Source organism: Oricola indica (genome assembly GCF_019966595.1).
GTDB classification, from domain to species: Bacteria; Pseudomonadota; Alphaproteobacteria; order Rhizobiales; family Rhizobiaceae; genus Oricola; species Oricola indica.
Map to the genome: position 1 here is coordinate 1 of NZ_JAINFJ010000022.1, position 24,478 is coordinate 24,478.

Sequence of the window (24,478 nt, forward strand, 5' to 3'; positions counted from 1 at the left end):
TCCGTCGTGTGCAGGCAAACCGCGTTCTCCGCGGCGCACTGGATCTCGGCCGTGTCCTCGAGGATGAGCAGACGGTGCGCCGGCGTTTCGCTGACGACCTCGGCGATCACCGCATTGGCCAGCGTGGTCTTGCCCGACCCGGTGCCACCGGAGACGACGATGTTCAGGCGGTCATGCACGGCGTGTCGGATAAGGTTGGCCTGCAGCTTGGTCATGACGCCGCCCGACACATAGTCCGACAGCGGGATCAGGCGCGAGGCACGTCGGCGGATCGTGAAACTCGGTGCGCTGACCACCGGCGGCAACAGTCCTTCGAAGCGATGACCGTCGATCGGCAATTCGCCGGAGATAATCGGCTGGTCCTCGTCGACCTCCGTTTGCAGGGCATGGGCGACGGTGCCGATAATGATCTCTGCCGCACCCGGCTTGAGCTCGCCGATGCGCTCGATCCCCTCCCCCAGCCGTTCCACGAAGAGCCGGCCGTCAGGATTGAGCATGACCTCGACAACGTCGACGTTCTCGAGCGCTGCGCAGATCGTCTCACCCAACGCATCGCGGAGCTTGCGGATCAGCCGTGACCGGGAGGACGACGCAGTCATAGCGTTCCTCCTCTCGGTGCAACCAGGGCACCATCGTTACGACCAAATAGGGTTTGCATGACATCCGCCGACACTACTCAAGGGTGAGTTGCGGCTTTTGCCGCATGAGGCGGAACCGGTCATCCCGGCAGTTCTGCCGGGGTAGACCTCAGCTTGGACCGGCATCCCCTCCTGGCAGGGGCTTTCACGCGACTCACTTTGCTGAGTCGGGTCGTATTTGGCTGACTCCTGCGGATTTAAGACCAGTGGCGGCGTGTTGCGGGCGCTATTGCTCCCGCCCCCGTCAAATCTGCCGGGATAAGTTTCTAACCGGTGCCCGCAGTATGACCCAAGTAAGTGCCGGATAACGCTGGGAGAATCGGCGCAACGTCGAGACAGGTCGCCATTTCGACCCGACTCGTATTAAGAGTTCATTAACCAAAAACCGCTTGCGCCTAATCCGGAATCGCCCATAGTAATAACGCTTTCCCGCGTATTGTCTTGGAAAAAGCGTTATTCTAAGGAAAGAGAGAATTCGGTGGTGCCGGTCATAGAGCAAGACGAATTGGATTTCGACGAAGAGATCATCCAGCAGGGTGAGTTGATCTCTGACCGGTTGAACATGCTCCGTTTGGAGCAGTACCCGCCTGACGCGCAAAAAGGACTGCGATTGTTCTCGCTTGCCGAGGTGGCTGATTTCATCGGTGTAACACAAAACCACATTAAGAAACTCCATCTCGATGGAAAGGGCCCCGTTCCCACGGTGTCATCCTCGGGCAGGCGCTCGTACACGGCAGAGCAAATGCTCGAGCTCCGCCAATACCTCGACAAACATGGCCGCAGCGATGTGAAGTATTATGTGCCGCGTCGGCGCGACGGCGATCACCTGCAGGTGATCTCAGTCGTCAATTTTAAGGGCGGTTCGGGAAAGACAACAACCACCGCTCATCTCGCCCAATATCTTGCCCTTACGGGGCACCGCGTTCTGGCCATCGACCTAGATCCGCAAGCGTCGCTAACGGCACTTCACGGTGTGCAGCCTGAGCTCGATAAGAATCCTTCCTTGTTCGATGCGCTGCGCTATGACGATGAGCGACGCTCAATCAAGGACATAATCCAGGCCACAAACTTCCCGGGATTGGATATTGTCCCTGCGAATTTGGAGCTCCAGGAGTACGAGTACGAGACGCCACTCGCTGCGGCAAATTCGCATGAGGGTCGCCTTTTCTTTACGCGGATTTCAAAAGCACTGAAGGAGGTTGACGACCAGTACGACGTGGTCGTGATCGATTGTCCCCCGCAACTCGGCTACTTGACGCTGACCGCCCTAACCGCTTCCACTGCGGTACTCATAACCGTGCATCCTCAGATGCTGGACATCATGAGCATGAGTCAGTTCTTGCTGATGCTCGGCGGGATCCTGCAATCCATCAAAGGCGCTGGAGCTAGGGTCAAGCTCGATTGGTTCCGTTTTCTTGCGACAAGATATGAGGCGACGGATGGCCCTCAAGCGCAAATGGTTGGTTTCATGCAGGCCATGTTCAGCAAGAGAATGCTGAACAATCAAATGGTGAAGTCCACCGCCATATCCGACGCCGGCATTACGAAGCAGACAGTCTACGAAGTCGAGCGCGCTCAGTTCGTGCGAGCGACCTACGACCGGGCGGTAGAGTCTCTGAACGCTGTGAACAGCGAAATTACCGCTCTCGTTCACAAGGCCTGGGGTCGCAAATGATCGAAATCTTGACAGCCGTGCAATTCGCCAAAAAACAAAGGCAGTTCAACAAGATATCTTCGATTTCGGGTATGACGAATGGCTAGGAAGCATCTTCTCGCGAATATTGGCGTGCAGCCAACAAAGCCGGCGGAGTCCGCTGAAAAGGGTGAGTCACGCGTCGAATATGCGCGGCGCGGCGCGTCACGCTCGATGATGCAGTCGCTCGACGACCTGGCAGAGAACTCGATGCGCGTGCTTGAGGGCGATGTGGTCGTTTCACTGGACCCTGAAACTTTGGACCCCTCCCCCTATCAAGACCGAATTGGCGAGGATTCGACCAAGGACCAGGAACTCCTCGAAGCGATCAAGGAGGCGGGCCAACATCAGCCCGTACTGGTTCGACCGAATCCCAGCGACAGTACCCGTTATATCATTGTGTTCGGACATCGCAGGGTGCGCGTCGCCAAGAAGCTTGGCCAGAAGGTCAGAGCGGTCATCAAACCCCTCGAAGAAATCGCGCATGTGATCGCGCAGGGCCAGGAGAATTCCGCCAGAGACGATCTGAGCTTCATCGAGAAATCGCTCTACGCCAGACGGCTACAAGAGTCCGGGATCGACAAAGGCACGATCAAGAGCGCGCTCACCATAGATGATACGTTGCTTTCCAGGATGCTCTCGGTAGCCGAAACGGTCCCTGCCGCTGTGCTCGATGCTCTTGGTGCCGCCAAGGGTATCGGACGTGATCGATGGGAAGACCTAAAAAAAATCGTACAGGTCCCCGCAAAATCTGCCCAGGCTCTGGATCTGGTTCAATCGGATGCATTCGCGGAGCTTGAGGAAGGCGATCGCTTTGGTTTTCTCATTGAGAGGCTCAAGAGCTCCGGCACAAGGAAACCCAAGAAGCGGCCCCCTGCCGAAAATGCGTGGAACCTCTCTGGCGACGCCGTGAAGGTCTCCACCAAGGACAGCGGGAAGGCTTTCACCTTGGCCTTGAAGTCCAAGGACGCGTCGCGCTTTGGCGCCTATCTGTCGAGCAGATTAGAGCGCCTGTATCAGGAATTTCAGGAAAACGGAGAGGAGGGCGGCGACTGAATCAACGGCCGACACTCTCGGCCAGAAGGAAATTTGGCAAAGAAAAAGGCCACCGAAATCGCTTCCGGAAGCCCCTTCTTAGTGTAAGCAGCTAAAGAATCGCACTTCCGAGAATCACAGTCAAGGCTCTTCTGAGCCGTGAGCGCCTTTTCGGCGAGCAGTTTTCTATTGCCTAGCGATAGGTGAAAGAAAATGCAGACGCATATCACAACGACGCCCTTTGGGCGGCGGCCGATGTCGCTTGGCCTGATGGCAAGCCAAGTCGCCGCGAAATCCATGCCGGAGGGCGCAGCGGTCGAGAAGTGGAAGGTCTTCCGTTCGATCCGCGAGGCCCGCGACCTTATTGGCGCCACAGACCGGTCCCTGGCGATCCTCAACGCGCTTTTGTCCTTTCATCCGGATAGCGAGCTCTCCGGCGAGGGCACACTAATCGTTTGGCCGTCGAACGAGCAACTCATGGCGCGAGCCAACGGAATGCCGCCTACGACGCTGCGCCGGCACCTGGCGGTCCTGGTCGATTGCGGCCTGATCGTTCGCCGGGACAGCCCGAATGGCAAACGTTTCGCACGCAAGGGCAGGGGCGGTCAGGTTGAGCAAGCCTATGGCTTCGACCTCTCGCCGATCGTAGCCCGCGCCGAGGAGTTCGAACAGCTCGCGGAGGCCGTCCAGGCCGAGAAGAAGGCCTTCAAGGTCGCCAAGGAGCGTCTGACGCTGCTTCGCCGCGATGTCGTGAAGATGATCGACGCCGGCATCGAGGAGGGCGTTCCGGGCAATTGGGGCCGTGTCCAGCAGATCTATCAGGAGATTATCGGCCGGTTGCCCCGATCGGCGCCACGCCAGGTTCTCGAGAGTCTTTGCGAAGATCTCCACGAACTGTGGACTGAGGTGCGTGACATTCTGGAATCATTCACAAAAACAGAGAAAACGGACGCCAATGAGTCCCATTCTGGACGCCACATACAGAATTCAAACCCAGACTCCATATTTGAATCTGAACAGCGCTTTCGAAAAGAAGGTGAAGCGGGCGGCAGCGCCGAGGAAAACGACAACCTGCGGAGCTTGCCGAAGCGGGAATTGCCCTTGGGGATAGTGTTGGACGCGTGCCCCGATATTGCGGATATGGCCCAGGGCGGTGAAATACGGCACTGGCGGGACTTTCTGGCGGCCGCGGAGGTGGCCCGGCCGATGCTGGGGGTCAGCCCGAGCGCCTGGCGGGAAGCCTGCGAGGCCATGGGTGAAGTGCAGGCGGCGATCACACTTGCGGCAATCCTGCAGCGGTCCGACCAGATCAGCAGCGCAGGCGGTTATTTGCGCAGCCTGACCGACAAGGCGAGGGAGGGCCAGTTCTCGACCTGGCCGATGGTGATGGCGCTTCTGCGCGCCAAGCTTGATGCCGACAAGAAAGCGGCCCGAGCGCCGGGCGAGACCTCGGATGCGGGCAAGGCCGGAGAAGGGGGCTGGGAGGTGTCTGACGCCCTTCTCAAGACGCTCAAGAAGCCGAAATCGTGATACTGCGCGTCGTTTCGCCGTCGTACCCGACGCCGCGGGGGTGGTCAGTCGCTGTCGACGAGACAGTCGAAAGCATCGAGCAGAGTGTCGACGATTGTCTGGCCGAGGGCATTTGCCGCTCCGGAGAGCTGCGCTTCGTCGCCAGATCGGGCGATGGTGGCAAGTGCAGAGCCTTGCTCGACGATGATAGCATTGGCGCGCTCGATGGCCCATTGCGCAAACTCCTCGCGATTGTTGATGACCATCGTTTCCATGAGTGCGCTCCAGGCTTTACGGTTTGTTTGCCATGTTTCGCCTACGGTCGAAGCGCGCGATTTGTACTGCGTTCGCGCATGATCTGCCACCATTCCGGTTGTTGGTCTCACAGAAGTGGCGATCGCCTTGTCGAACTCGCCACCACTTGCTATATGACCACTGTAGTCATATTGGAGATGGTCATGAAAGAAATCCAGCTCAAAGACGCGAAAGCCACGCTTTCGGCCGTCATCGACCAGGCAAATCAGGGACATCCTGCGATCATCACCCGGCATGGCAGGAAAGAGGCCGTAGTGCTGTCATTCGACGAGTACGAAAAACTCTCGCATGTCCCGAGTTTTGGGCGGTTGCTTGCCGCGTTTCCGGGAGAGGTCGAAGACATTCCCACACGCAGCACCAAACCGGCGCGCCCCGTCGATCTTTAATGTATCTGGTCGATACGAACGTCATATCCGCTCTGGCGCCCACAAAAAACGGACGCAATGGTGATCTGGTCGAATGGCTCGATCAGGCAAGTCCAGGCCTTTTTCTGTCGGTGGTGACCGCTGCGGAGGTTCAGTCCGGAATCTCCAAAGCTGAACGGGAAGGGGCGACGACGAAAGCACGGCGGCTTGGCGAATGGTGGGAGAGCATCGAATATCTCTACGGGAAAAAGATCCTGTCGTTTGACCTCGACTGCGCGCGGGTTGCCGGCAGGCTGCTCGACGAGGCGCGTGCCCATCAACCAGGATTTGAGGACATCGCGATCGCAGCGACCGCGAGCGTGCATCGCCTGACGGTGCTGACGCGGAATTTGCGGCATTTCGAGCCGTTGGGAATTCCGGTTATCGATCCATTCGAGCGCTTACCACCGCCGCCGTGATTTGAAGGCCGCTGAATCCTTAACCAGCCGATTGTGACTCCATAAGCAAGCCAGTCCGCTTCGCCCGGTCGATCAGGTTCTTCACCGAAGAGGGCGCCCATTTGGTTCCGCCCCGCGGCGTGCGCTCATGCAGCCGTTCAAGCTGAGTGCCAATCTCGCGCAGTGTGAGCTCCGGATTGGACGAATGGATCCCGGCCACGAGCGTCATAAGACGATGTTCCGGCGGCCTTGGTGGCGACTTCCGCAAAAGTGACGCATCGGCCATGCCTTCTGAGACCATCCATTTGACCGCCCGCCGCAACCGTTCCGGCGTCCAGTCGAAACCGCGCTGTTTGAGAACCCGGGCAATGTCATCCCATGTGTGGTCCGGCCGCATGCGCTTGACGGTTGGAAGCCACTGAGAAGCTGTTGCCTGGATCCGCGCGCCGTAGGCTGCTTGTTGAGCCAGTTTCATCTTCGAGAGCATCTCCGGCCGGCGTTCCCGGATGCCTGGATTACCCGGAAGTCGGCCTTTCGCCTTGGCCGCTGCGATCCCCGCCTTGGTGCGTTCAGAAATCAATGCCCGCTCGAGCTGGGCCACGGCGCCAAGAACCTGCAGCGAGAACATGCCCTGCGGCGTGCTGGTGTCGATCGGATCCCTCAGCGAGCGGAAATTCGCGCCTTTTGCTGTCAGGTCTTCGATCACATCCAGAAGATGACTGACCGAGCGCGCCAGGCGATCGAGCCGCACCACGACTAGCGTGTCGCCGGCACCGATGTCCTGAACAAGCCGTGAGAGGGCAGGGCGGGCGCGAGATGCGCCGGAACCGTGTTCCTGGACGATTGTTTCGCAGCCGGCCGACCGCAACTCCATTTCCTGCGCCTGCGTCGCCTGCTCGTCCGTAGAGACGCGCGCATAGCCGATAAGCCGTCCCTGTGGTCGACGCGAGGTGCGATTATGCGTGTCAGCGGCCATTTGCAGCGCCTGAGATATCATTGAGATCCGTTTTTCCAATCAAAGAAGATACGGATAACTGATCGTTTGTAAACGTCTTGTGAGCGCCATTCTGACACCTGGAAGCGCGGAAATCCCCGGAAAAACAAGCTCTCTCGTCGATCTGAGCGCCGATTGCCGGGTCTCTGTTCAATCCCGAAGGCCGCAGCGCTCCTTATATACAGAGAGGTTTAAGAATTACCGGTGTGACGGAAGCAAAAAGCGTGGTAGCTTCCATATGGAAAACGAAGCACAGTTTTATCAATGACTTATGAGGTTGGAAAATTGAACCATCAGACCCTCCTCGGGCCAATTGCGGCCGCGGAGGATGCCCTTGCACGGCTCGATGAGCGCGTCGCCCGATCGGAGGTGGGGGCCGGCTTCACCGAGCGGGCGGATTTCTTCGATTCCGTCTCCAGTATGTGGGTCGCCGGCGAACTCGTCCATCTCGAGGATCTGGTTCTCCACGACGCACAGATGGACATTCGCGCGCCGAGCCATGAGCTCGTCATTGCGCACCGCATTGTCCGCGCTCGGCGCCGCGTCTCGAGGAACGATCCCGGCTGGGCGGTTTCGCGGTCGGGGATTATGGCGCTCGCCGGTGTTTCGGAGGAACCGGCCGCCGAGACCGAATCCATCGACGGGGGAGGGGAGGGGGAGGAGCTCGACTTGGTTGATCACGGTGTCCTGTCGCCCGAGTTGACCGAGATCGACGAGGTGCTCGCCCGCACGAAATGGCTTGTCGATGGCAACGGGCCCGCCGAGGCAAGGAAGCAGGAGCCTGAGCTCAGTGTCGGCGAGCTGCTCATTCGCGATCCGGATTGGGATGAGGGTGAGCGGATCGGCGAGTGGCTCGAGCTGGTTAAAAAAGCTGAGGCCTTCCCGGCGACCCTGGCCGCGGCGCTGCTCTGGGAGGCCTGGGAGCAGCTCGAGCCGCTGCAGCGCCAGCACTGGCTCGGGCAGGTTCTGGTTTCGGATTTCTTGCGGTCGCGCGGGAAAGTGCGATCTCACCTTCTAACCTATGCGGTGGGGTTGCGTGACATACCACGCGAGCGTCGGCGGGCCCGCGATCGGACGACGAGGCTTGTCGCGTTTCTCGATGCGTTGAGCTCGGCCGCCGCGGCCGGGATGAAGGACATCGACCGGCTGACACTAGCGAAACGGCAGCTTGACCGGAAGGCAGCGGGCAGGCGGACGACGAGCAGTCTTCCGGTTGCCATTGACCTACTGTTATCGCGCCCGATCGTGTCGGCGCATATGGTCGCGAGGGCGGCGAGGATTACACCCCGCGGAGCCTTGAATCTGATTGGCGAGCTCTGCGTGCGGGAGATGACGGGGAGGGGGCGCTATCGAGCGTGGGGGATTTTATAATTGCTGTCATGGCTGCTAGCCATGGGGTGCTGCGAAACGGGTCAATCTTCTTCGCACTTCATTGGCCGGCAATCGACATCTTGGATGGGCGAAGAGCGCAGTTAATCCGTCGTGAAGACGATCCAGAGGAACGTGATCGCCCTCCGCAAATTGATCGAACAGCCAAAGGACACCATGCATCTCGACATTTTCGGCAATAGCGAGTTCACGTAAGCCGCCATCTCCAGTCAGCAGGGTCCATCGACGCGAGTGCGCTACAGCGAAGGCAAATGTGTCGGGAACCGAAAGTCGCGCATTATGCCGACGTGCGACAGTCGCGCGACTAAGCTCGGCCGACGTCAACTCTTCGACCCGGAGCCCCAAGGCGATCAGTCGATCACCAAGTGCACCGGCCAGTTCTCTTTCGTATAGGAGGTCGGGCACCGCAAACTCGAAAGGCAGCAAGAACATGTCGTCGAGGAGCGTTGCCCGCTCAAGGTCAATCAGAACTGACGTATCGGAAACGAGAATAGACACCGATCAAGCCGCCACCTGATCCAGTCTGGCATCAAGCTCGCGAACGGAAATGCCAAGCAACTCGGCTGCGCGGGATTCCCCGATTACACCTTCGGCAAGAGCGCGATAGCAGAGCCGCTCGAATCGTTTTGGTTCTTCCAGCTCTGGCTTCATCGTCGCCGGCTCCTCATAGGGAGCCTTTCTCCATCCTCGCTCTGCAAATATCTTGAAGAGACGTGCAAATGCGGCTTGGTTGATGATGCCGAGGTCCTTACAGCGATAGGCCAGCGCCTGGATGCTCACGCCGAACCGCTCCTTTAAGGCCACCAATTCGCCGATGCTGATCGAAGACCGATGAGCGCCTACTTCAGCACGCAGGACATCTGCGGGCACGAGAAAGGCGCCTGCGAAACGATGCGCGGCCTTTTCCTCATCGATCCCCTGGCTTGGCGCGATTACCATGTGACCGAGTTCATGGGCGAGGTTGAAGCGTTTGCGCTCGGACCACGTACTGCGCTTGACGACGATGACGCGCGCGGCCGTGCGATCCTTGCGCCGGACCTTTGCGGCCAAGCCGTCGACATCGTCGAGATCAAGCGACAATACTTTTATTCCGCGCTCTTCGAGCAATTCAGCGAGTTGTGGGATTGGATCGTTGCCTAGTCCCCAGTCGTCGCGCACCGAGCGCGCGGCATCCTCTGCGTCTCGGATGTCCGCGACAGGGTAGGGCACGCTGCGGGGTTGCTCCCATGTGACGCTGCGCAGCTGAAGAAGATCCTCGAGTGCGAGATAGCGCTCAAGCATATGAATGGCTCGCGCTTCGAGAATGGCTTCCTCACGAGCGGACGTTCCTATCTTTTTACGGAAGTCCACCCCTTCCAGCGCGATCTCATCCTCGCTGAGTAGATACTCTTCCGAAACATCGAGCGTTCTGGCAAGCGCAATTAGCACGCGCGAGCTCGGCATATCCTCGTTTCGCTCATACTTACCGATCGCCTGGGCTGACACGATGCCATTCATTGCGTCCGCAAGCGCACGCAGTGACAGGCCCGATGCAGATCGGGCAACTCTTAGCTTGTTTCCGATCATGATGGCCTCCTTGCAATGTTCGGTTTCCAAAATTATGATATAGGGAAAGAATTGTAAACTGAAATCCCTTGAAATAGGGTTAATCTGCGTCCATATAACGCAAGAGTCGGCCAATTTTGGCCAGTTTGTAAACCAAGCTTGATATTCAACCGACGATGGATTGCCGTAGGCGGCAGGGATGCAAAGGGGCGACCGATGGGGCTCACAAACACGGAACTGCGGTACTACGACAGCAATGTGTTGCGTTTGCCAGCCGACAAGCGGAAGGAGTATCACGAGCAGGTCGACAGGTTGATCGACGAATTGCGCAAGAGCGTGCGTGACAGGACTGAGATCAGGATTACCAAAGTGGTGAAGGCGGGTTCCTTCGCGAAATTCACCATTTTGCGTAAGACGAGTGTCGACCCGGTTGATGTTGATGTGGTGTTCTACATCTCAGGCAAGGACGCGACCCAAGAGACACTGGATACCCTGAACGACACGATCCACGAGCTGCTGATCAAGATCTATCCCAACAAGTCGGTCGAGGACTTCGAGATCCAGCGCAAAGCAGCGACAGTCACCTTCGTCGGCACCGGCTTGAGCGTTGATATCGTCCCTGTGATCGAAGATGAAAACCAACAAGGATACGGCTGGCAGTTCGACATTCACGATGGTTCGAAAATCCAAACCTGCGCGCCTTGTCAGATCAAGTTCGTGCGGGACCGCAAAAATCAGGACGGCGATTTTCGCACGCTTGTGCGCCTCGCGAAAAAATGGCGCAACCACGCCGAGGTTAAACCGCTCAAGTCATTCGCCATTGAACTAATAATGGCGCACGTTCTCGAAGTACAAGGTAATTCCGATAGCATCGAGCAGCGTTTCCGGAACTATCTTCTTTACATCGCTCAGTCAGGTCTCAAGGAAAAGATCAGCTTTCCCGAGAACAATCTGCCCCACGGGAGTTTCTCTGATCCCGTAGTCATCCTCGACCCTGTCTACAGTCTCAACAACGTAACGAGCCGGATTTCAGAGGCTGAGCGCATTGAGATAGTCGGGGCAGCAGAAGAAGCTTGGGAAACTGCAAACTTCGCATCCGCGGAAAACGATAACGAGGTCTGGAAGGAAATATTTGGCCCTCGCTTCAAGACGGAGGATTGAGATGAGCCAGACCAGAACCGCAAGCGCGAGCGCCACCTATACGGTCGTCGATATTGAAAATGTCGTCCGGCGTATGAAGGCTGATCTTGTCATGATCGCGGACAGTACGGGTGCTTGGACCGCGGCCAAAGCCGCCGACTATGCGCACGACGTCGAAGTGCTCGCGAAAGCCGGCTATCTCGAATGGGTTGATGTCACGCTTTTCAGCAATGGCGCCGAGGTCAAGGCCGTCAGATTTGAGGTTGATACCGACGCAGGGTCACTGACCACAAGCCGTCCGGGCGGCGTGCTGTGGCCGAAAGTTTCGGGCGCACATCTGCGGATTATCCTCAGCTACACGGATGCCTATACGAGTGCGGCTCGCGAAGCGATGAGGGGGAAGCTCAAGATTGGGTGGGTAACTTCCCATGACGACACGAGCCACAGCGGCCTGACATCAGCAGGCGGTCGCAACTATGCCAGTAATTCCTACGGCATGCAGAGAAAGGACTGGGCAGCGTGAGCCAGCCGAGCATCTTCGATAGCGAAACGCCACTTCCTAGTGACGCGCTCGCCAAGCGTGAAAAGACCTTGCTCGGTTTTAGTGGGCGCTATGCTCGTGTTCATGACCAGCTGCGCCTTCTCTTAAATGTGGGCGGCCTGGGCGACTGGAACCGCAGGCATCACGACGGCAAGCTGTCGATCTGCGATCTCGTCGCCGAGCAATATCCGCTTGTCATTTTCCACGGTGATGTCGGAACCGGCAAGACGGCGACGGCAGAATGCATTGCTAACAGGCTCGTTGCCGAAGCTAGAAGCGAGGATTCGATCCTGTTTAAGCTCTCGAACCGAGTGCGCGGCAGTGGCATGGTTGGTGAAATGGGTACACTCATTGCCGAGGCTTTTAGGAAGGTGGTCCAGTCTGCCGGTAAGACCCGCCGCGCGATCCTGATCATCGATGAAGGGGATAGTCTCGGCGCCTCGCGCTCCCAGGATCACAGCCACCATGAGGACAAGGTGGCGGTCAATACGTTGATCCAGGGGATTGATGATCTGCGCCAGTATGGCGGACGGATCGTGGTCATCCTTTGTACAAACCGGCTTGCGGCGCTTGACGCTGCGCTCCGCCGCCGAGCTGCTATCACTGAAGAGTTCAAGCGTCCCACGGACGACGAGCGCCGCCAGCTGTTCGAGATGGACCTCGCGGGCATGAACCTGCCTTCCGCACAAATTTCTGAGCTAGTTACAGCGACAGGCGCGCATGCAGGTCGGCCATCCTGGACCTATTCGGATATCCGCACGCGCCTCTATCCTGCTGCGCTCGCCAAGGCTTATCCCGACCAACCACTCAGGTTCGAACACTTGAAGTCCATCGCGGCCTCTCTTCAGGCGTCTCCTGTGATGGAGGACCGATAATGAAGCGTTCCCCCCTGTTCGGTCGACGTATCCATATTTCTGGCAGCGTGGTTGATGACGCGTCGATCGCCTCAGCAGATGACGTTCGGGCTGCCCGTGAACTGGTCGCGACTTTAGTGAAGGAACTCCTCAAGCGAGGAGCCAACTTTGTTGTTCCCGTCGATGCTGAGCCGTCTCGCAAGGTCGATGGCATGCCGATCTGCTTTGATTGGCTAGTTTGGGCTACGATCAAAGACAATCTGACGCTGAGGCCGCCAGACGCACCGGGGCCGCTTGCAGTTGCGGTTCAGCACCACAAGACAGAAGATCAGATCCCGGAGGAATACGCGAGCCTTTGGGACACACTCCGTGGTTCCCAGTTGATCAAGATCGAAAGTGCAGCTCACTGGAATATGAATGGCAAGCGCATGGAGGCCCAGGCGCACTTCGGTGATGTTCTGGTGGCACTGGGTGGCACAGAAGGTGTGCTCTACTTGGCGAACCTCTATCACGACGCCGGAAAGCCGGTTGTACCGCTTAATCTCGCTCTTTGCCCTGAAACAACGGGTGCACGCCGCATCTATAATCTTGGGCTCGCAAGCGCTCAGTCCCGAAATCTGTTCCAGATCGCTAACGATGGGGACTCGCACGACTGGATCAATCGTATCCGGTTCCCACAACGTCAGTCGACTACGGATCGCGTATCTGTTCTGGTCGAATTGTTGGAGTCGTTGGAAAGGCCAAGAGCTTTTGCAGTGCGGCTGCTCAATCCCGACCTGCCTGAATATGGCGATGTCCAGAATTTCTTCGATACGGTTGTCCAGCCCGTCGTCGAGGGTGAATTGGGCTATCGCCTTGTTGTCATCGACGGCCGTCAAGCATTTGAACATTCCAGGATCGATCAGGAGATCTTTGCCAAGCTCCATCGGAGCAGCGTGGTGCTCGCCGACATTACAGGGGCTCGTCCCAATTGTTTCCTCGAACTTGGATATGCACTTGGCCGTAGTCTCCCAACAATCGTGATGGTCCGCGAGGGCGCAAGTTTGCCGTTCGATATAACGACGCTCTCCGGCCTTCATTGGAAAACGACCGGTACTGCGGAGGATAGGCGTCGCGCGTTCCGCGAGCACTGGCAAGCGATCCGCAATCGCCCGCCCCTCGTACCAGTGGAGCCTTTAATCTCATGACCGACAGTCTGGAAGTCTTCGTCTCGGTCGACGTGGAAGCGGCTGGTCCGGTGCCCGGCGAGTACAGCTTGTTGTCGATCGGTGCATGCTCAGTCCTTCACCCTGAAGATACGTTTGCCTGTGAACTGAAGCCTATCAACGGGAATTTCGATCCAAAGGCGCTTGAAGTGAGCGGCTTGTCACTTGGACAACTCGAACGAACGGGACTTCCGCCGGTCGATGCGATGCGGTCTTTTGCGGACTGGCTAGGGACCCTCGCGAGCGGCGAACAGTCACTAGTATTTGTCGGCTTCAATGCACCGTTCGACTGGTCTTTCGTGAACTACTATTTCCACCGCTTTTTAGGGGGAAATCCGTTCGGCTTTACCGCGCTCGATATCAAGGCCCTCTATATGGGAGCGACGGGCTGCACATGGGGGGATACGCGATCCAGCAAAATTGCAGCGGACGTCAAGCCGACGCTGGAGGGTACTCATAATGCCTTGCAAGATGCGTGCTATCAGGCCGAGCTTTTTTGTCTGGTTCGTGGCCAGAAGCTTCAAGTCCGATAAATGCCACCATCCAGTTATTCCAAGGAAATAGTGATGGACCTCGCCGAACGCTAAGCCTCTCGGTGAACTTGGAAATGGCCATTACAACGCTGACCGAACCGCATCGACAAACCTGTCATAAGTGGCAACATCTTCCTTCATCATCTGACGAAGCCCAGCATGGATTTCGAGTTGCACACCCGCGCCGGTACTTCCGCGATTGCAGATGTTCCCTGGCTCCATGCCGCCATATGCTCCGTCAGTTACAACTTCGCTCTCAAAGCCCGCGCTTTCCAGGGCCTGATGAACACGGTTTCGCAACGCTTCATCGCGTCCACCGATTTGCAGAGATCTCTTATCCCCCGCCAAGCCATGAACCGTAATTACCTTCTCGCAAGGCCCGATCAGCGTCAGTGCCCGCTCTTCGTCGAAGCGATGTGAGGTGATATGCAGGACCTTGTTCCCCCGTTTCTTAAGGCCTCGGAGCGCGTAATAATTGTGGTTGCTTCCTGCGATTGATTCCGCAAGCTCCGCGGTTAGAGGTTCAATTCCGCCGCCATGCGGCGCGACGATTGCCACTTTGCTCTCAGCGACGGTGCGCGCCGTCACGCTAAAGTCCACGTCTTCTTGCTCATTCTGGCGGAGCGCTTCGAAGTTTTCGTATTCCTGTTCGCGCGACATTCTTTTCTCCTCCCGAACGGGGTGATTTTCGATCCTGTCGGGAAAGGAATACCATTAAGAACGACAAAGCTCCGACTTTGTCGATGTCCACGCCACGCATACTTGTTCGCGATCGGATCAGATCGTTTTCATCACCGATCCTCTTCCCGATCTCTTTGACGCAAGCGCTTCACGTATTCAGCGCTCGCAAGATCGTCCGGTCCAAGATCCAACGCACAATTGGCAAGTGAGGCATATGTTGCGTCAGAGAGTCTGAACTCGGTCGGCAGGTGCCGGCCATCGCGATTTTCTTCGATGAATTCAAACAGCGCCCTGAAGAAATCAGCGCGAGACGGGCGAGAGGATGCTGTTCCAGCCGCGGTCACCGACTGATGGGCGTGAACGGTTGACCTTTCTGCGTCGGTCCCTAAGACGGACACGAATTCCGATATGGAAGGCCAGTACTTCAAGTCGAATTGGCTATGCAGGGCTTCGAGTGGTTCTCGCACAAAGGAGGTGAAGCGGGGATTGTTCCTTGCGGCCTCGCTGAGAACATCCAGCACGTGATAGTGCGTCTCGCTGACGAAGCCGGAATGGTCATGGAGCTTAGCGCGTTTTTCAAACAGTTCGGCCAATTCCGTCGCCATTTCCGAGATCTTCTGGTTCACATCCTCCAGCTTGGTACGCATCCGTCGAGCCTCAGCCATCTTGGCGGGGTTCCAAAATGCGGCTGTTCCGAGCAGTCCGTCAATGAACACCCGCAACTGAAACTCGCTTTGGTTCGCCTTTGCCCAGAGCTCGTCGTAAGCTTCAATCAGTTCGGCATATCGCGATAACAGGCTCCTGCAAACGGTCGTCTCGGAGGGAAGGATACCATTATCAGTATTATAGCCTATGTGCTCTTCCAGTATCTTCTCCGCTGCCTTTCTTCCGTTTTCCATTCTGCTTTTCTCCGTCTTTGATCTATTATCGAACCATAGTCTGGAGCGGCCGACTCAGCGGGACCGGAAATAAAAATAGTTCATACACTTTCGGGTACTTCGGGTGATACGGTCAGACGGAGCGACAAAGCGGCCACCAGCCCATTATTTTGGCGGCACCGGTGGCTGATCGCGGAGAACCTGGATGCTCTGCCCTGCAGAGACCAGTTGGTATGAGAGCGAGCAGATGAAGCTGAAACGACTTGAAAAGATGCGCAGTGGTGGAACGCGCACGAAAATGCAGCTCAGCATCCCGATTCCCAAGACACCTGACGGTCGGGTCTACCGATATTCGCCCAATGCTGACGCCCATCCCCGCCACTTCGTACTTGGTGATACCGTCGCTGGGTTCGCAGCAGACCCAGCCAAGGCGGAACGCATGAAATATACTCCCGGTACCGCCGGTACCGTCTGTCCCTACAGCGGTGTTAGAGCTGACGATGAAGAATTCATGCATCCGGACGATCGCAAGGCGGCCGTGAAGGTTGTCGAGCAAGCGGCATTGCAGGATATGCAGGATGCGTTTTCCGACATGCTGGCCGGCGTCGCGCGGGGCAGCAAATCGCTTACTTACAAACCAGCACCCAGAAAAAGCAAACCTCGGCCGCGATTTGGGCGTCGTGACCTGATGCGGCTATTGGTTTGCGATTGTTGCGGGCGAGACTACGGCGTCTTCGCAATTTCCCTGTTTTGCCCGGATTGTGGAGCCCCCAACTTGGCACTCCACTTTGCCCGAGAGGCTGAATTGGTCGGTCAGCAGGTCGATCTTGCGGAAGGATTGGGTGTTGAGCAGCAAGAGTTGGCCTATCGACTGCTCGGCAATGCCCACGAAGATGTGCTTACCGCCTTCGAGGCCTCCCTCAAGGTGGTATACCTCCATCTGGCGCAGAATCGTGGTCCAGGGTCAGCGCCCGTCAAACAGGTTGGAAACGATTTTCAGAACATCGAAAAGGGGCGCAGACGTTTCGATGAGTTCTCGTTCAACCCGTTCGCAGAGCTCGACGCAAAGGAGCTTGCGGCATTATCTTTGAACATTCAGAAGCGGCATTTGATCGGACATAATCTTGGCGTCGTAGACGCCAAATTCGCCCAACACGCGAAAGAAGCCAAGCTGGGCGAGACTGTCGAGTTGGTGGCTGCCGACATACGGACCTTCGGCACCCTGTGCCAGAAGGTCGTCCGCCGTATCGATGACATGTTGGCGCAGGCGCCGCTCCCACCTCCGGCGGATCAGGACGAAGAGGACTTTGCGCAATCACCGGAAGACACCATTGGCGACTTGAGCCCTGAGGGCACGGCTATAGGGAAATGGATCTGCGAAACATCTATCGACGGGTTGCCCGGACCACTGGACGAAGAGGCCTTGATCTCTTCTTTCCCAGACCTGTCGACGGATCAGATTTCAGAGGCTTTGGCGGACCTTGCGGAGGATGACTACCTGGACCTTTCCCACGCAATCTCAGCACGATTGCCACGGGTGCGGGTCTGTGAGGATTTGTTCCTGACCTTTGATCCGTATTGCATGGAAACCAATCCCGTCGCCGACGCACTCCAGCTCATTCCGCTTGTGCTGTCGAAGGAAACGGTGGACGTCCCTGCCTTGCATGTTGGGAGCGGGCTATCGCTGCGTCGGTTCAATCCCGCGATCGGACTCATCATTTCCGAGATCGGCGAAGGGCGTGTCTCTGGTGCATGGGTAGACGGATATCCGACACCCTACTTCTTCATCGTTGACTCCGACCGTGTCGCAATCAAGCGCCTGGCTCGAAGGCTCAGTGCATGAGGGGAATGCCGGGCGCATTTTCTGGTCCGCCTCGCGGCGTAGATACTGGGTCGCCGAATTTATCGGCGCGTTTGTGTTGATCGCGCAAGCGATGCGTTAGGTTCGTCTTTGCTCCGTATGACCGCAATCAGGATACTGATTGCATCCAAGGAACCGTTGGTTGTTTCGGCCTTGCCGCTCTACAAGCTGGCCAACACGACAGACAGGACATTGACGTACCTGATCACCATCGATCGTCTCAAAACGCAGATTGTCGCCGGCGATCTCTGAGAGCTCCCGGATATATCGAGACGGCTCCCGGCTATTCGTCAGTAAGTACACCCCGCGGCTCGCGCGTGTCAGCGCGACATAGAAGAGGCGCCGTTCCTCGGCATACTCGTAGGCTTCGGGATGCGGCAGTACCAGATTGAGCAATTCATCGTCGTCGATCCGGCTCGGCACCCCGTACTCACCTTCACTTATGTCGAGGAGGATTGTGTAGTCGGCCTCAAGCCCCTTGGCACGATGAAACGACAGCCCGGAAACGTCAATGTATTTGAAGTCGGGCTTTGCTGTCTTGAATGGATCAAGCAGGTTGTAGCGCCACAGCACCATCACCTTGAGCTTCTGATGCTCAGCGCTCTGCCATTGGTGCGAGATGCTGCCAAGGAAACGATCGAGGCGTGTCAGTAGCCGACCGCAGGCGTCAGAGAAATCGGGTTTGGTTCCTTTTCCGTCAACCGGAATGACGCGGATCGATCGGGAAATCGCCGGCCTTTTCGATCGGACTGATTTCTTGATCTGCGCTGGATTGCGCTGGACAAAGCTAGCTGCCGTTTCGGCGATCAACTGATTGCAGCGATAGGTCTGTTCAAGACGGCCCTGCCAACTCGTTCCGAAATTCGTCTCGAACTGGGTGAATATCGTGAGGTCGGAGCCGGCAAAGCGATAAATAGACTGCCAGTCGTCGCCAACAGCGAAGAGCTTGGTGAAGGGCTTTTGGTGCTTCAAAGCCTTAATCAGCCTTGCACTCGGTTCCGAGATGTCCTGGAACTCGTCGGCGAGGATAAGGGAATAGGGACTTCGGTATCGTCCGGTTTCAACGAGGCGCGTTGCATTGGCGATCATCGAATCGAAGTCGATACGGTCCGTTTCCTGTAACCTTCGCGAATAGGCTTCGGTGAGTTTCCAGACCGTGCGAGCAAATTCCTCAGCCCGGTTTTGATCATGGAGGGATTTGGCCCGCTCGAGCAACATGTCCAGGTTCAGATGGCTGGCGCGGATGTGTTTGATGCAAACGGCGATCAGCTTGTGATAGTGTTTGATTACCACTGGTTCGAGAGATTGAACGATCGCTGAGTAGCTCTTTCGCTTGAATGCTATGTTCCGTTTCGTCAACTCGCCTTCAAGTGTCGAAACCAATAGTCCCTCACTTGCCTGGGCGGAGGTGGTCTGGAACACATCCAGCCCCGCCTTTTCATATGCGGTTAGCTTGCTTTCTGCATGGGCGACGTAGTCGACAAAAGGCGATGAGCCGTCGGCGTTGATCGCCAGATGTTCATGGATTGTCTTGGTGGCGGGGTAATAGAAATCTGGATGCACGTGCCGGATTGCGCCGTCTTCCTCTTCGATCACAATTTGGCGCTCGTATTCAAACTCGACCGAATGCAGCCAAAGCCAGTTTGCGATGGTTTGCTCCTGAAGCGACTTCACATAGTTGCCGGCCATTGTGCCAATTGTCGCATGTCCCTTCTGTCGGCGTACTGACAGATAGCGCTCGTGGTCCGCTTTCGTGTCGAAGAACTCGGCCGGGATGTCCGCCTTGGGATGAAGGACAAGGAGATTAACCCAGAGCCTGGCGAACTCAGGGTCGGAACCCAGCAACTCTTCGACGATATGCTCGATCACCTTCGCCTCGCCGGCAGGGTGTTCAACCCATTCGGCGAGTTGCGGTGGCCGACCTTCCACCTCTTCTATGATGGTGCGTCCAAGCGCATGAAAGGTCGTTATCCTGCATTCCAGGTCAGCTACGTCGACGCCGAGTTGGCGGGAAATCCTCTCTTTCAATTCCTCCGCCGCGCTCTTGTTGAAGGCGAGAACCAGGATTTCTTCGGGACGATGGAGCTGCTTTTCGAGAACATAGGCCACTTTGCCGACCATGGTTGCGGACTTTCCAGATCCGGCTGAGGCGACAAGCAGATTGTTGTCTTCGAGGCGGATGCAGGCCTCCCGCTGTTGGCCAGACAGTGAACGGCCGTCGAGATTGTCGAAGAACGAACGATATCTGGTGAGTTCGGCAGTAACGAATTCATCGTTATATTGCCGACGAACAGCGGGATCTATGAGGAAGCTGAACGACGGCGGCAGTGTGGCCTTCAAGCGAGAGGGCATCGTCTCCGGATCGAAAAGTGGGTGGGACAATGCAACTGCCGCGTTGCCCGGGACACCTGCAATCGCCTGCGCAAGATCCGCGTAGGCCAGATACTGGCCCTGACGTTGCGTGATGGCCTGAAGCTGGATGTCTACCTCATTCAGCCGGTCGGCTTCAGAGACGATCAAGCCGAACAGGTGGGTATTGATGAAGCTGTAGAGATCAGCAGCGAGTCGGGTTGCGTCCGGTTCTCCAAGGCAGGCAAGATTGTAGACTCGGTGGTTGGATCGGATTTCGACGCTGTGCCACAGGAGTGCTTTGCTGACTGATATGGCGACCACATCGAGGCATGGCAGATCGATACTGTCGCCTGCAACCAATCGCACCATCGTTGGTTTGGAGGGATTGAGTGCCAGCTTCCATCGTCCGGACGGTAGAAACCGCGCGAAAAAGCCAGGTCGATATGTTCGTGTACGTCCAGACATTCTGAAATAGGTGCCATATCGATGGTGGATCGTCACGCCGACGGTTGTCCGGCCTGAAGTGCCGACGGTCTGCCAGGGTGTTGCCCTTGCCTCGCGGGTGTGCCGTCGTTGGGCAGAAGGCCTGATGCAAGGCTATTTCTTCGGTTTCATTTGCGGTCTCGCCGCTTCAGCAGCTTGGCTCTCTGCCTTCAGGTCGCTGATAAGAGTTTCAAGCTCAGCGATGTGCTCCATGAATTCTGGCGGTGTCGGTACTGGTACGGTGTCGGCAGCAGGGTTGTCATGACTGTGCGTGTTTGCTCGTGTCATTCCTTCGTGAAATCGTACTGCTAACTCGTCGGAAAGCCGCACATAGCGAAGCATTTGGGTTTGGACCACGTCCACTCCGCGCTGGACAATGTTGTTAAAGATGACTTCCTCGACGACCCTCTCGTATGTATCGCGCAGTCTGCCGTAGAGGTTCTTCACGAAGAATTCGTAATCAGCAGGGCTGGACGTGTGTAGCTTCGGCAACTTCGCGGCGTCGTCCTTGATCCTTCCAATGCGTTTTTTGACGTTCAGTCCTTTCCACACCATTCCTGCTGGATCGACTTTACCGGCAGCAGACTTGTCGCTGAAAAGGGCAACGGTTTCTGCCTCGATGCCAACCTCATCGGCTGCACGGCAAAGCTCATTAAAGAACGTGATGTCGTGAGTGAATACGATTACCTGTCGAAGCGAAGCTTCCTGTGCAAGCCGAGCCGCAACCTTGGCACTTCGGTCGCGATCAAGCGACGAAACTGGGTCGTCAATTACGACGGGACCGGAGCCGTCTGTGAGAGCAACCTCGGTCAAGAATCCGGCAAGAGCCAACGCTCGTTGCTCGCCTTCACTAAGAATCTCGGATGTCACTTTGGTGAGTTTAGTCTGTGGGTCGACTTGAAACTCCGCCTTTGTCTGGTTGCTTTTTCGAGCAAGTCCTACCTTCAAATGCATGATGTCGAAGGTTTCGCGTTCTCCATCAAAATGCGAGGTGACCGCCTTCGTCAGATGGGAATCGACGAGTTCATTTGCGCGCTGCGTAATTCCTCTCGTTTGGAGGTCGGATAACGCCTTCTCAAACGCCGCATCCATCAGCAGGAGATTGCGTCGTGTGGTCAGTTTTTCCCTGTTCGCCGCGATTATCTTCCTGTCCTCAAGTTCGTCTTTCTCGGCACTGAGTTTCTCTCGTTCTTCTGAATTTGCCGCCTGGGTCAAAGCTGTTTGCTCGGCTTTGACTTCGTTTTCGAACGCACTGATACCCTCGAGAGGTATGACTAGATCGGGCAAGCCATCAACTTGCTGGCCATTGAGGAGTGCAAGCTTGGCATCCCGTCGCTTCAATGCTGCAGTCCGAAGCGCTGACAGGCTGTCGGCCAGTTGATCACTCCGTTTGCGAACCTGCTCAACGCGATCGGAAAAGTCCTCCGCTCCAAGGCAAGCGAGCTGCATCAAGTTCTCGGCAGCCGCAGTGACAGAAACTTCCAGTTTTTCAGCTGTCGCATCGAGCGTGTCATCCATGTACTTTTGAAACCGCTGCAGCCGCGCACGGCCGTCTTCGGCGAGCGGTTGCTGGCACAATACACACGCAGCGGGTTCATCACCGTTCCCAAGGACCGGAAATTCGCTTTCCGGATAGGCTTCGCTCAAAGAGTAGTTGCGGGCGGCCGCCCAGAGCGCCCGCCAGGTCTCACCACCTACCCCCGGAAGCGGCTCATCTGTGAAAAGCGCATCCGCTGCCACTTTCGCCGCCTGGCGCGCAGCATCCGCTTCCTCTCTGAGCCTCTTCGATGTTTCGAGGGCAGCGTCACCGAACTCAGCATCGATTTTGGCGCATTCGGCCTGAAGAGCGCTCGTCCAGTTTACCAAAGCGTTCACATCAGCAGCTGCCGACGTACCGGCAGATAGCGCCGCAGTCAGGTCTCCGAGACGCTTTTCGTTCTCTGCAGTAAACGTCGTTGCTGCTACAATTTGATCATCGGTGGTGCTCTTGTTGACCGACCGCTCGAATAATTGCGATTTTGTGTCTCGCTGCGAGGGAAACGATACCGATGACAGACCAACTTTGTCGCCAATAACCTTCGCACGCTCCTCGTCGAGCTTTTCCTTCAGTTCCATGCAGACGGTGTTGAGTTGGTGGGGAAGGGCCAGGCCAAAAGGGAGGTAGCGGATCTGGTTTCCACCGTCGACGTAAAGCTCTGCGGAAGCCGTGTCGAAAACGGCAACCTGGGTAAGCTCCGGCAGTGCGGTGGAACCTGACGTCCATTGAACTGGCGTTTCTCCAGATCCAGCATCGATTAGAATCTCGGCGGTCTGTGGTCCCGATGAGCCGCCATATACGTCTGATAAGACTTTCAGTTTGGCAACATTTTCCACCCGGGTTCGGCACGCAGTGCGCAGGATTCGGACAAATCCGCTCTTGCCGCTTCCATTGCGCCCGTAGATGACCGTCAGGGAGTTGGGCCCGAAATTGACTGACGCCTTTGGGGTCAAGCGGTTGACGTTTTCAACATTTGCTATCCCCTTTAGGACAATATTCTGCCTTTTTTCTTCGCCGCTGAAATGGGACTTAGCAAACGGAACGGGAGTTGGGGCCGGAGCGGTAAGCTCAAATCCGGCAGCGGATTTGACCATGGCCATCAGGTCGTCGAAGTCGGCCTGCGTGAGCTTATTGGTCGTCGCCAACCGCCTGAGAGCGTCGCGCTTCCATGGCGAGAGCTTTGTCGACCATTCCTCGATATCGTCGATCGGTGTATTCGGCATTGTTGGCCCCTAACCAGCAATTGTGAACATATGGCTCATTGAAACCTACAACCGTGTTGCCTGCCATACTTCCGATTATCACAGAAGATGATTTGGTCTAAGCTCAACTAGAATGTGTGGAATGGCCTTTGTCGCCCAACAACCGTTTCTCAGGCCCGCTACAAATAATGAATATTAGCCGCTGTTAGGCTATGAAATCTCATGAACTCTTGCATTTGGCACGACTTGCACTGCAATCTCGCAGAGGTGTCGGTGATGGGTAAGATATATCACCTGGCCCACCTGAGCCATCTGTCCGAATAGCCGAAAAACTTCCTCTGATCGCGGTTCGTCGAACGTTTCCATAATGTCGTCAGCGACGAACGGTACAGAAGGCCTTGCGGCCGCGAATTCCTCGTATCCGGCCAATCGAAGCGCCAGATACAGCTGAAACTGAGTGCCCTTGGACATTTCGACGGCGAGTTTGGAACCGCCTTGCCGCGACAGTCCGATCAACGCCTCACGATCCTTGTCCGGCCGTGTGGCAAGTCCGGAGTATTCATCACGGGTAATCAACCGGAAGGCTTCGGAAGCCCGGTTCATCATCGCACTACGGTGCTTCTCCCGATATGCGCGGATACCATATTCCGCGACCAGGCTTCCGGTCTTCAGGCGTAGATATCGCAGCGCCAGATCCTCGATTTCCAAAAGTAATGTGCGGCGGTTTGCTTCGAGGCGGGCGACAGCGTCATCGCCTCCGATCGCGTTCAATGCGTCGGTTGCGCGAGCCCTGTCAGCGAATAGATCCTTCGCGCGTCCGTCGAGGTCGGCGAGGCGCGTATCGAGTTCAGCTTGTTCTGCCTGCAGTTCGCCGAGGTTGATATTGCGGAGGTCGGCTACCGCCTCTTCAATGAATTGCCTCTGCGTCTCCCCGAGAATCTGCCGCGAGAGTTTGCCGAGTTCCGTGATCAACTCGTCCCTTTTCTTGCAGCGCTCCAACGCCTGTCGGACATCGGCGAGCTCGTTGACCTGGAAGAATTCAGTCATCTCCTCCTTGCGGGAGTCATGCACCGTGATCTCTGCATCCAGATGCTCATACTCGAGTTCGAGATCGACAAGGGCCTGGTTTCGTTCCTGTCGTTTCGCGTCTGTCTGCCTGGCTTCTTCGTGCCGTCGGATTAATGCCTTGGCTGCGGCGAGCGGATTGTTGCCATTGAACCGCCCCGGGTTTGCCGGAGGCTGGTTGATATAAGCTATGCGGCCATTTCTGGGGTTTCCAGAGCTGCATAGT

General features: G+C 56.8%; 22 protein-coding genes. 12 read left to right on the top strand and 10 right to left on the bottom strand.

The window, feature by feature from the left end; all coding sequences use genetic code 11:
• Positions 1-599: ATPase, T2SS/T4P/T4SS family (locus LC343_RS23905; RefSeq protein ID WP_223479669.1), on the bottom strand; the 599-nt coding region annotated here is incomplete at its 3' end.
• A 517-nt stretch (positions 600-1,116) separates the two neighbouring features.
• On the opposite strand from LC343_RS23905, the gene repA reads away from it, so the two are divergent.
• The 3 genes from repA (at position 1,117) to repC (ending at position 4,896) form a co-directional block, all read left to right on the top strand.
• On the top strand, positions 1,117-2,313 hold the full coding sequence (gene repA / locus LC343_RS23910) for a plasmid partitioning protein RepA (RefSeq protein WP_223479670.1): 1,197 nt from the start codon (positions 1,117-1,119) through the stop codon (positions 2,311-2,313).
• 78 nt (positions 2,314-2,391) lie between these two features.
• Complete coding sequence (gene repB / locus LC343_RS23915; RefSeq protein ID WP_223479671.1) at positions 2,392-3,387, top strand: plasmid partitioning protein RepB; 996 nt, start codon at positions 2,392-2,394, stop codon at positions 3,385-3,387.
• 192 nt (positions 3,388-3,579) lie between these two features.
• Entirely contained in the window at positions 3,580-4,896 is a 1,317-nt protein-coding gene (repC, locus tag LC343_RS23920) for a plasmid replication protein RepC (RefSeq protein WP_223479672.1), read from the top strand.
• Between the two features lie 44 nt (positions 4,897-4,940).
• On the opposite strand, the gene LC343_RS23925 is transcribed toward repC, so the two are convergent.
• On the bottom strand, positions 4,941-5,150 hold the full coding sequence (locus LC343_RS23925; RefSeq protein ID WP_223479673.1) for a hypothetical protein: 210 nt from the start codon (positions 5,148-5,150) through the stop codon (positions 4,941-4,943).
• Positions 5,151-5,333: 183 nt separating this feature from the next.
• Between LC343_RS23925 and LC343_RS23930 the strand changes: the two genes are divergently transcribed.
• Positions 5,334-5,576, top strand: a complete 243-nt coding sequence (locus LC343_RS23930) for a type II toxin-antitoxin system Phd/YefM family antitoxin (RefSeq protein ID WP_223479674.1) — start codon at positions 5,334-5,336, stop codon at positions 5,574-5,576.
• Positions 5,576-6,013, top strand: a complete 438-nt coding sequence (locus LC343_RS23935; RefSeq protein WP_223479675.1) for a type II toxin-antitoxin system VapC family toxin — start codon at positions 5,576-5,578, stop codon at positions 6,011-6,013. The genes LC343_RS23930 and LC343_RS23935 overlap by 1 nt, the downstream gene beginning before the upstream one ends.
• A gap of 19 nt (positions 6,014-6,032) precedes the next feature.
• Here the strand turns inward: LC343_RS23935 and LC343_RS23940 are convergent, their stop codons facing one another.
• Positions 6,033-6,989: a recombinase family protein gene (locus LC343_RS23940; protein ID WP_338018610.1), complete on the bottom strand. Its 957-nt coding sequence runs from the start codon at positions 6,987-6,989 to the stop codon at positions 6,033-6,035.
• A gap of 261 nt (positions 6,990-7,250) precedes the next feature.
• Between LC343_RS23940 and LC343_RS23945 the strand changes: the two genes are divergently transcribed.
• Positions 7,251-8,357: an RHE_PE00001 family protein gene (locus tag LC343_RS23945; RefSeq protein ID WP_223479677.1), complete on the top strand. Its 1,107-nt coding sequence runs from the start codon at positions 7,251-7,253 to the stop codon at positions 8,355-8,357.
• Positions 8,358-8,372: 15 nt separating this feature from the next.
• Here LC343_RS23945 and LC343_RS23950 read toward each other — a convergent pair whose 3' ends face one another.
• Both LC343_RS23950 and LC343_RS23955 read right to left on the bottom strand, forming a co-directional pair.
• Positions 8,373-8,873 carry a PIN domain-containing protein gene (locus tag LC343_RS23950; RefSeq protein ID WP_223479678.1) on the bottom strand — a complete coding sequence of 167 codons (501 nt, stop codon included), beginning with the start codon at positions 8,871-8,873 and terminating at the stop codon, positions 8,373-8,375.
• A gap of 3 nt (positions 8,874-8,876) precedes the next feature.
• Positions 8,877-9,941, bottom strand: coding sequence for a helix-turn-helix domain-containing protein (locus LC343_RS23955; RefSeq protein ID WP_223479679.1), 1,065 nt, complete (start codon positions 9,939-9,941; stop codon positions 8,877-8,879).
• Between the two features lie 195 nt (positions 9,942-10,136).
• Between LC343_RS23955 and LC343_RS23960 the strand changes: the two genes are divergently transcribed.
• From LC343_RS23960 to LC343_RS23980, 5 genes are read left to right on the top strand one after another with little or no spacing between them, the layout of a single operon-like run.
• Positions 10,137-11,081, top strand: a complete 945-nt coding sequence (locus tag LC343_RS23960; protein WP_223479680.1) for a CBASS oligonucleotide cyclase — start codon at positions 10,137-10,139, stop codon at positions 11,079-11,081.
• 1 nt (position 11,082) lies between these two features.
• On the top strand, positions 11,083-11,583 hold the full coding sequence (locus tag LC343_RS23965) for an HORMA-1 domain-containing protein (RefSeq protein ID WP_223479681.1): 501 nt from the start codon (positions 11,083-11,085) through the stop codon (positions 11,581-11,583).
• Entirely contained in the window at positions 11,580-12,476 is an 897-nt protein-coding gene (locus tag LC343_RS23970) for an AAA family ATPase (protein WP_223479682.1), read from the top strand. The genes LC343_RS23965 and LC343_RS23970 overlap by 4 nt, the downstream gene beginning before the upstream one ends.
• The gene (locus tag LC343_RS23975) at positions 12,476-13,642 is read left to right on the top strand and encodes a hypothetical protein (RefSeq protein ID WP_223479683.1); all 1,167 of its coding nucleotides are present in this window, start codon (positions 12,476-12,478) and stop codon (positions 13,640-13,642) included. Before LC343_RS23970 ends, LC343_RS23975 begins: the two co-directional genes overlap by 1 nt.
• Positions 13,639-14,193: a 3'-5' exonuclease gene (locus LC343_RS23980; RefSeq protein ID WP_223479684.1), complete on the top strand. Its 555-nt coding sequence runs from the start codon at positions 13,639-13,641 to the stop codon at positions 14,191-14,193. The genes LC343_RS23975 and LC343_RS23980 overlap by 4 nt, the downstream gene beginning before the upstream one ends.
• A gap of 81 nt (positions 14,194-14,274) precedes the next feature.
• Here LC343_RS23980 and LC343_RS23985 read toward each other — a convergent pair whose 3' ends face one another.
• Both LC343_RS23985 and LC343_RS23990 read right to left on the bottom strand, forming a co-directional pair.
• On the bottom strand, positions 14,275-14,853 hold the full coding sequence (locus LC343_RS23985) for a poly-gamma-glutamate hydrolase family protein (RefSeq protein ID WP_223479685.1): 579 nt from the start codon (positions 14,851-14,853) through the stop codon (positions 14,275-14,277).
• A gap of 131 nt (positions 14,854-14,984) precedes the next feature.
• Positions 14,985-15,773 (bottom strand): hypothetical protein, encoded by a 789-nt coding sequence (locus tag LC343_RS23990; RefSeq protein ID WP_223479686.1) that lies wholly within the window; start codon positions 15,771-15,773, stop codon positions 14,985-14,987.
• A gap of 226 nt (positions 15,774-15,999) precedes the next feature.
• On the opposite strand from LC343_RS23990, the gene LC343_RS23995 reads away from it, so the two are divergent.
• Positions 16,000-17,595 (top strand): hypothetical protein, encoded by a 1,596-nt coding sequence (locus tag LC343_RS23995; protein ID WP_223479687.1) that lies wholly within the window; start codon positions 16,000-16,002, stop codon positions 17,593-17,595.
• A gap of 96 nt (positions 17,596-17,691) precedes the next feature.
• On the opposite strand, the gene LC343_RS24000 is transcribed toward LC343_RS23995, so the two are convergent.
• The 3 genes from LC343_RS24000 to LC343_RS24010 form a co-directional block, all read right to left on the bottom strand.
• The gene (locus LC343_RS24000) at positions 17,692-20,334 is read right to left on the bottom strand and encodes a UvrD-helicase domain-containing protein (RefSeq protein WP_274385145.1); all 2,643 of its coding nucleotides are present in this window, start codon (positions 20,332-20,334) and stop codon (positions 17,692-17,694) included.
• Positions 20,335-20,562: 228 nt separating this feature from the next.
• Entirely contained in the window at positions 20,563-23,208 is a 2,646-nt protein-coding gene (locus LC343_RS24005) for an AAA family ATPase (RefSeq protein WP_223479688.1), read from the bottom strand.
• Between the two features lie 189 nt (positions 23,209-23,397).
• On the bottom strand, positions 23,398-24,478 hold a 1,081-nt coding region (locus LC343_RS24010; protein WP_428982669.1), incomplete at its 5' end, for an ATP-binding protein.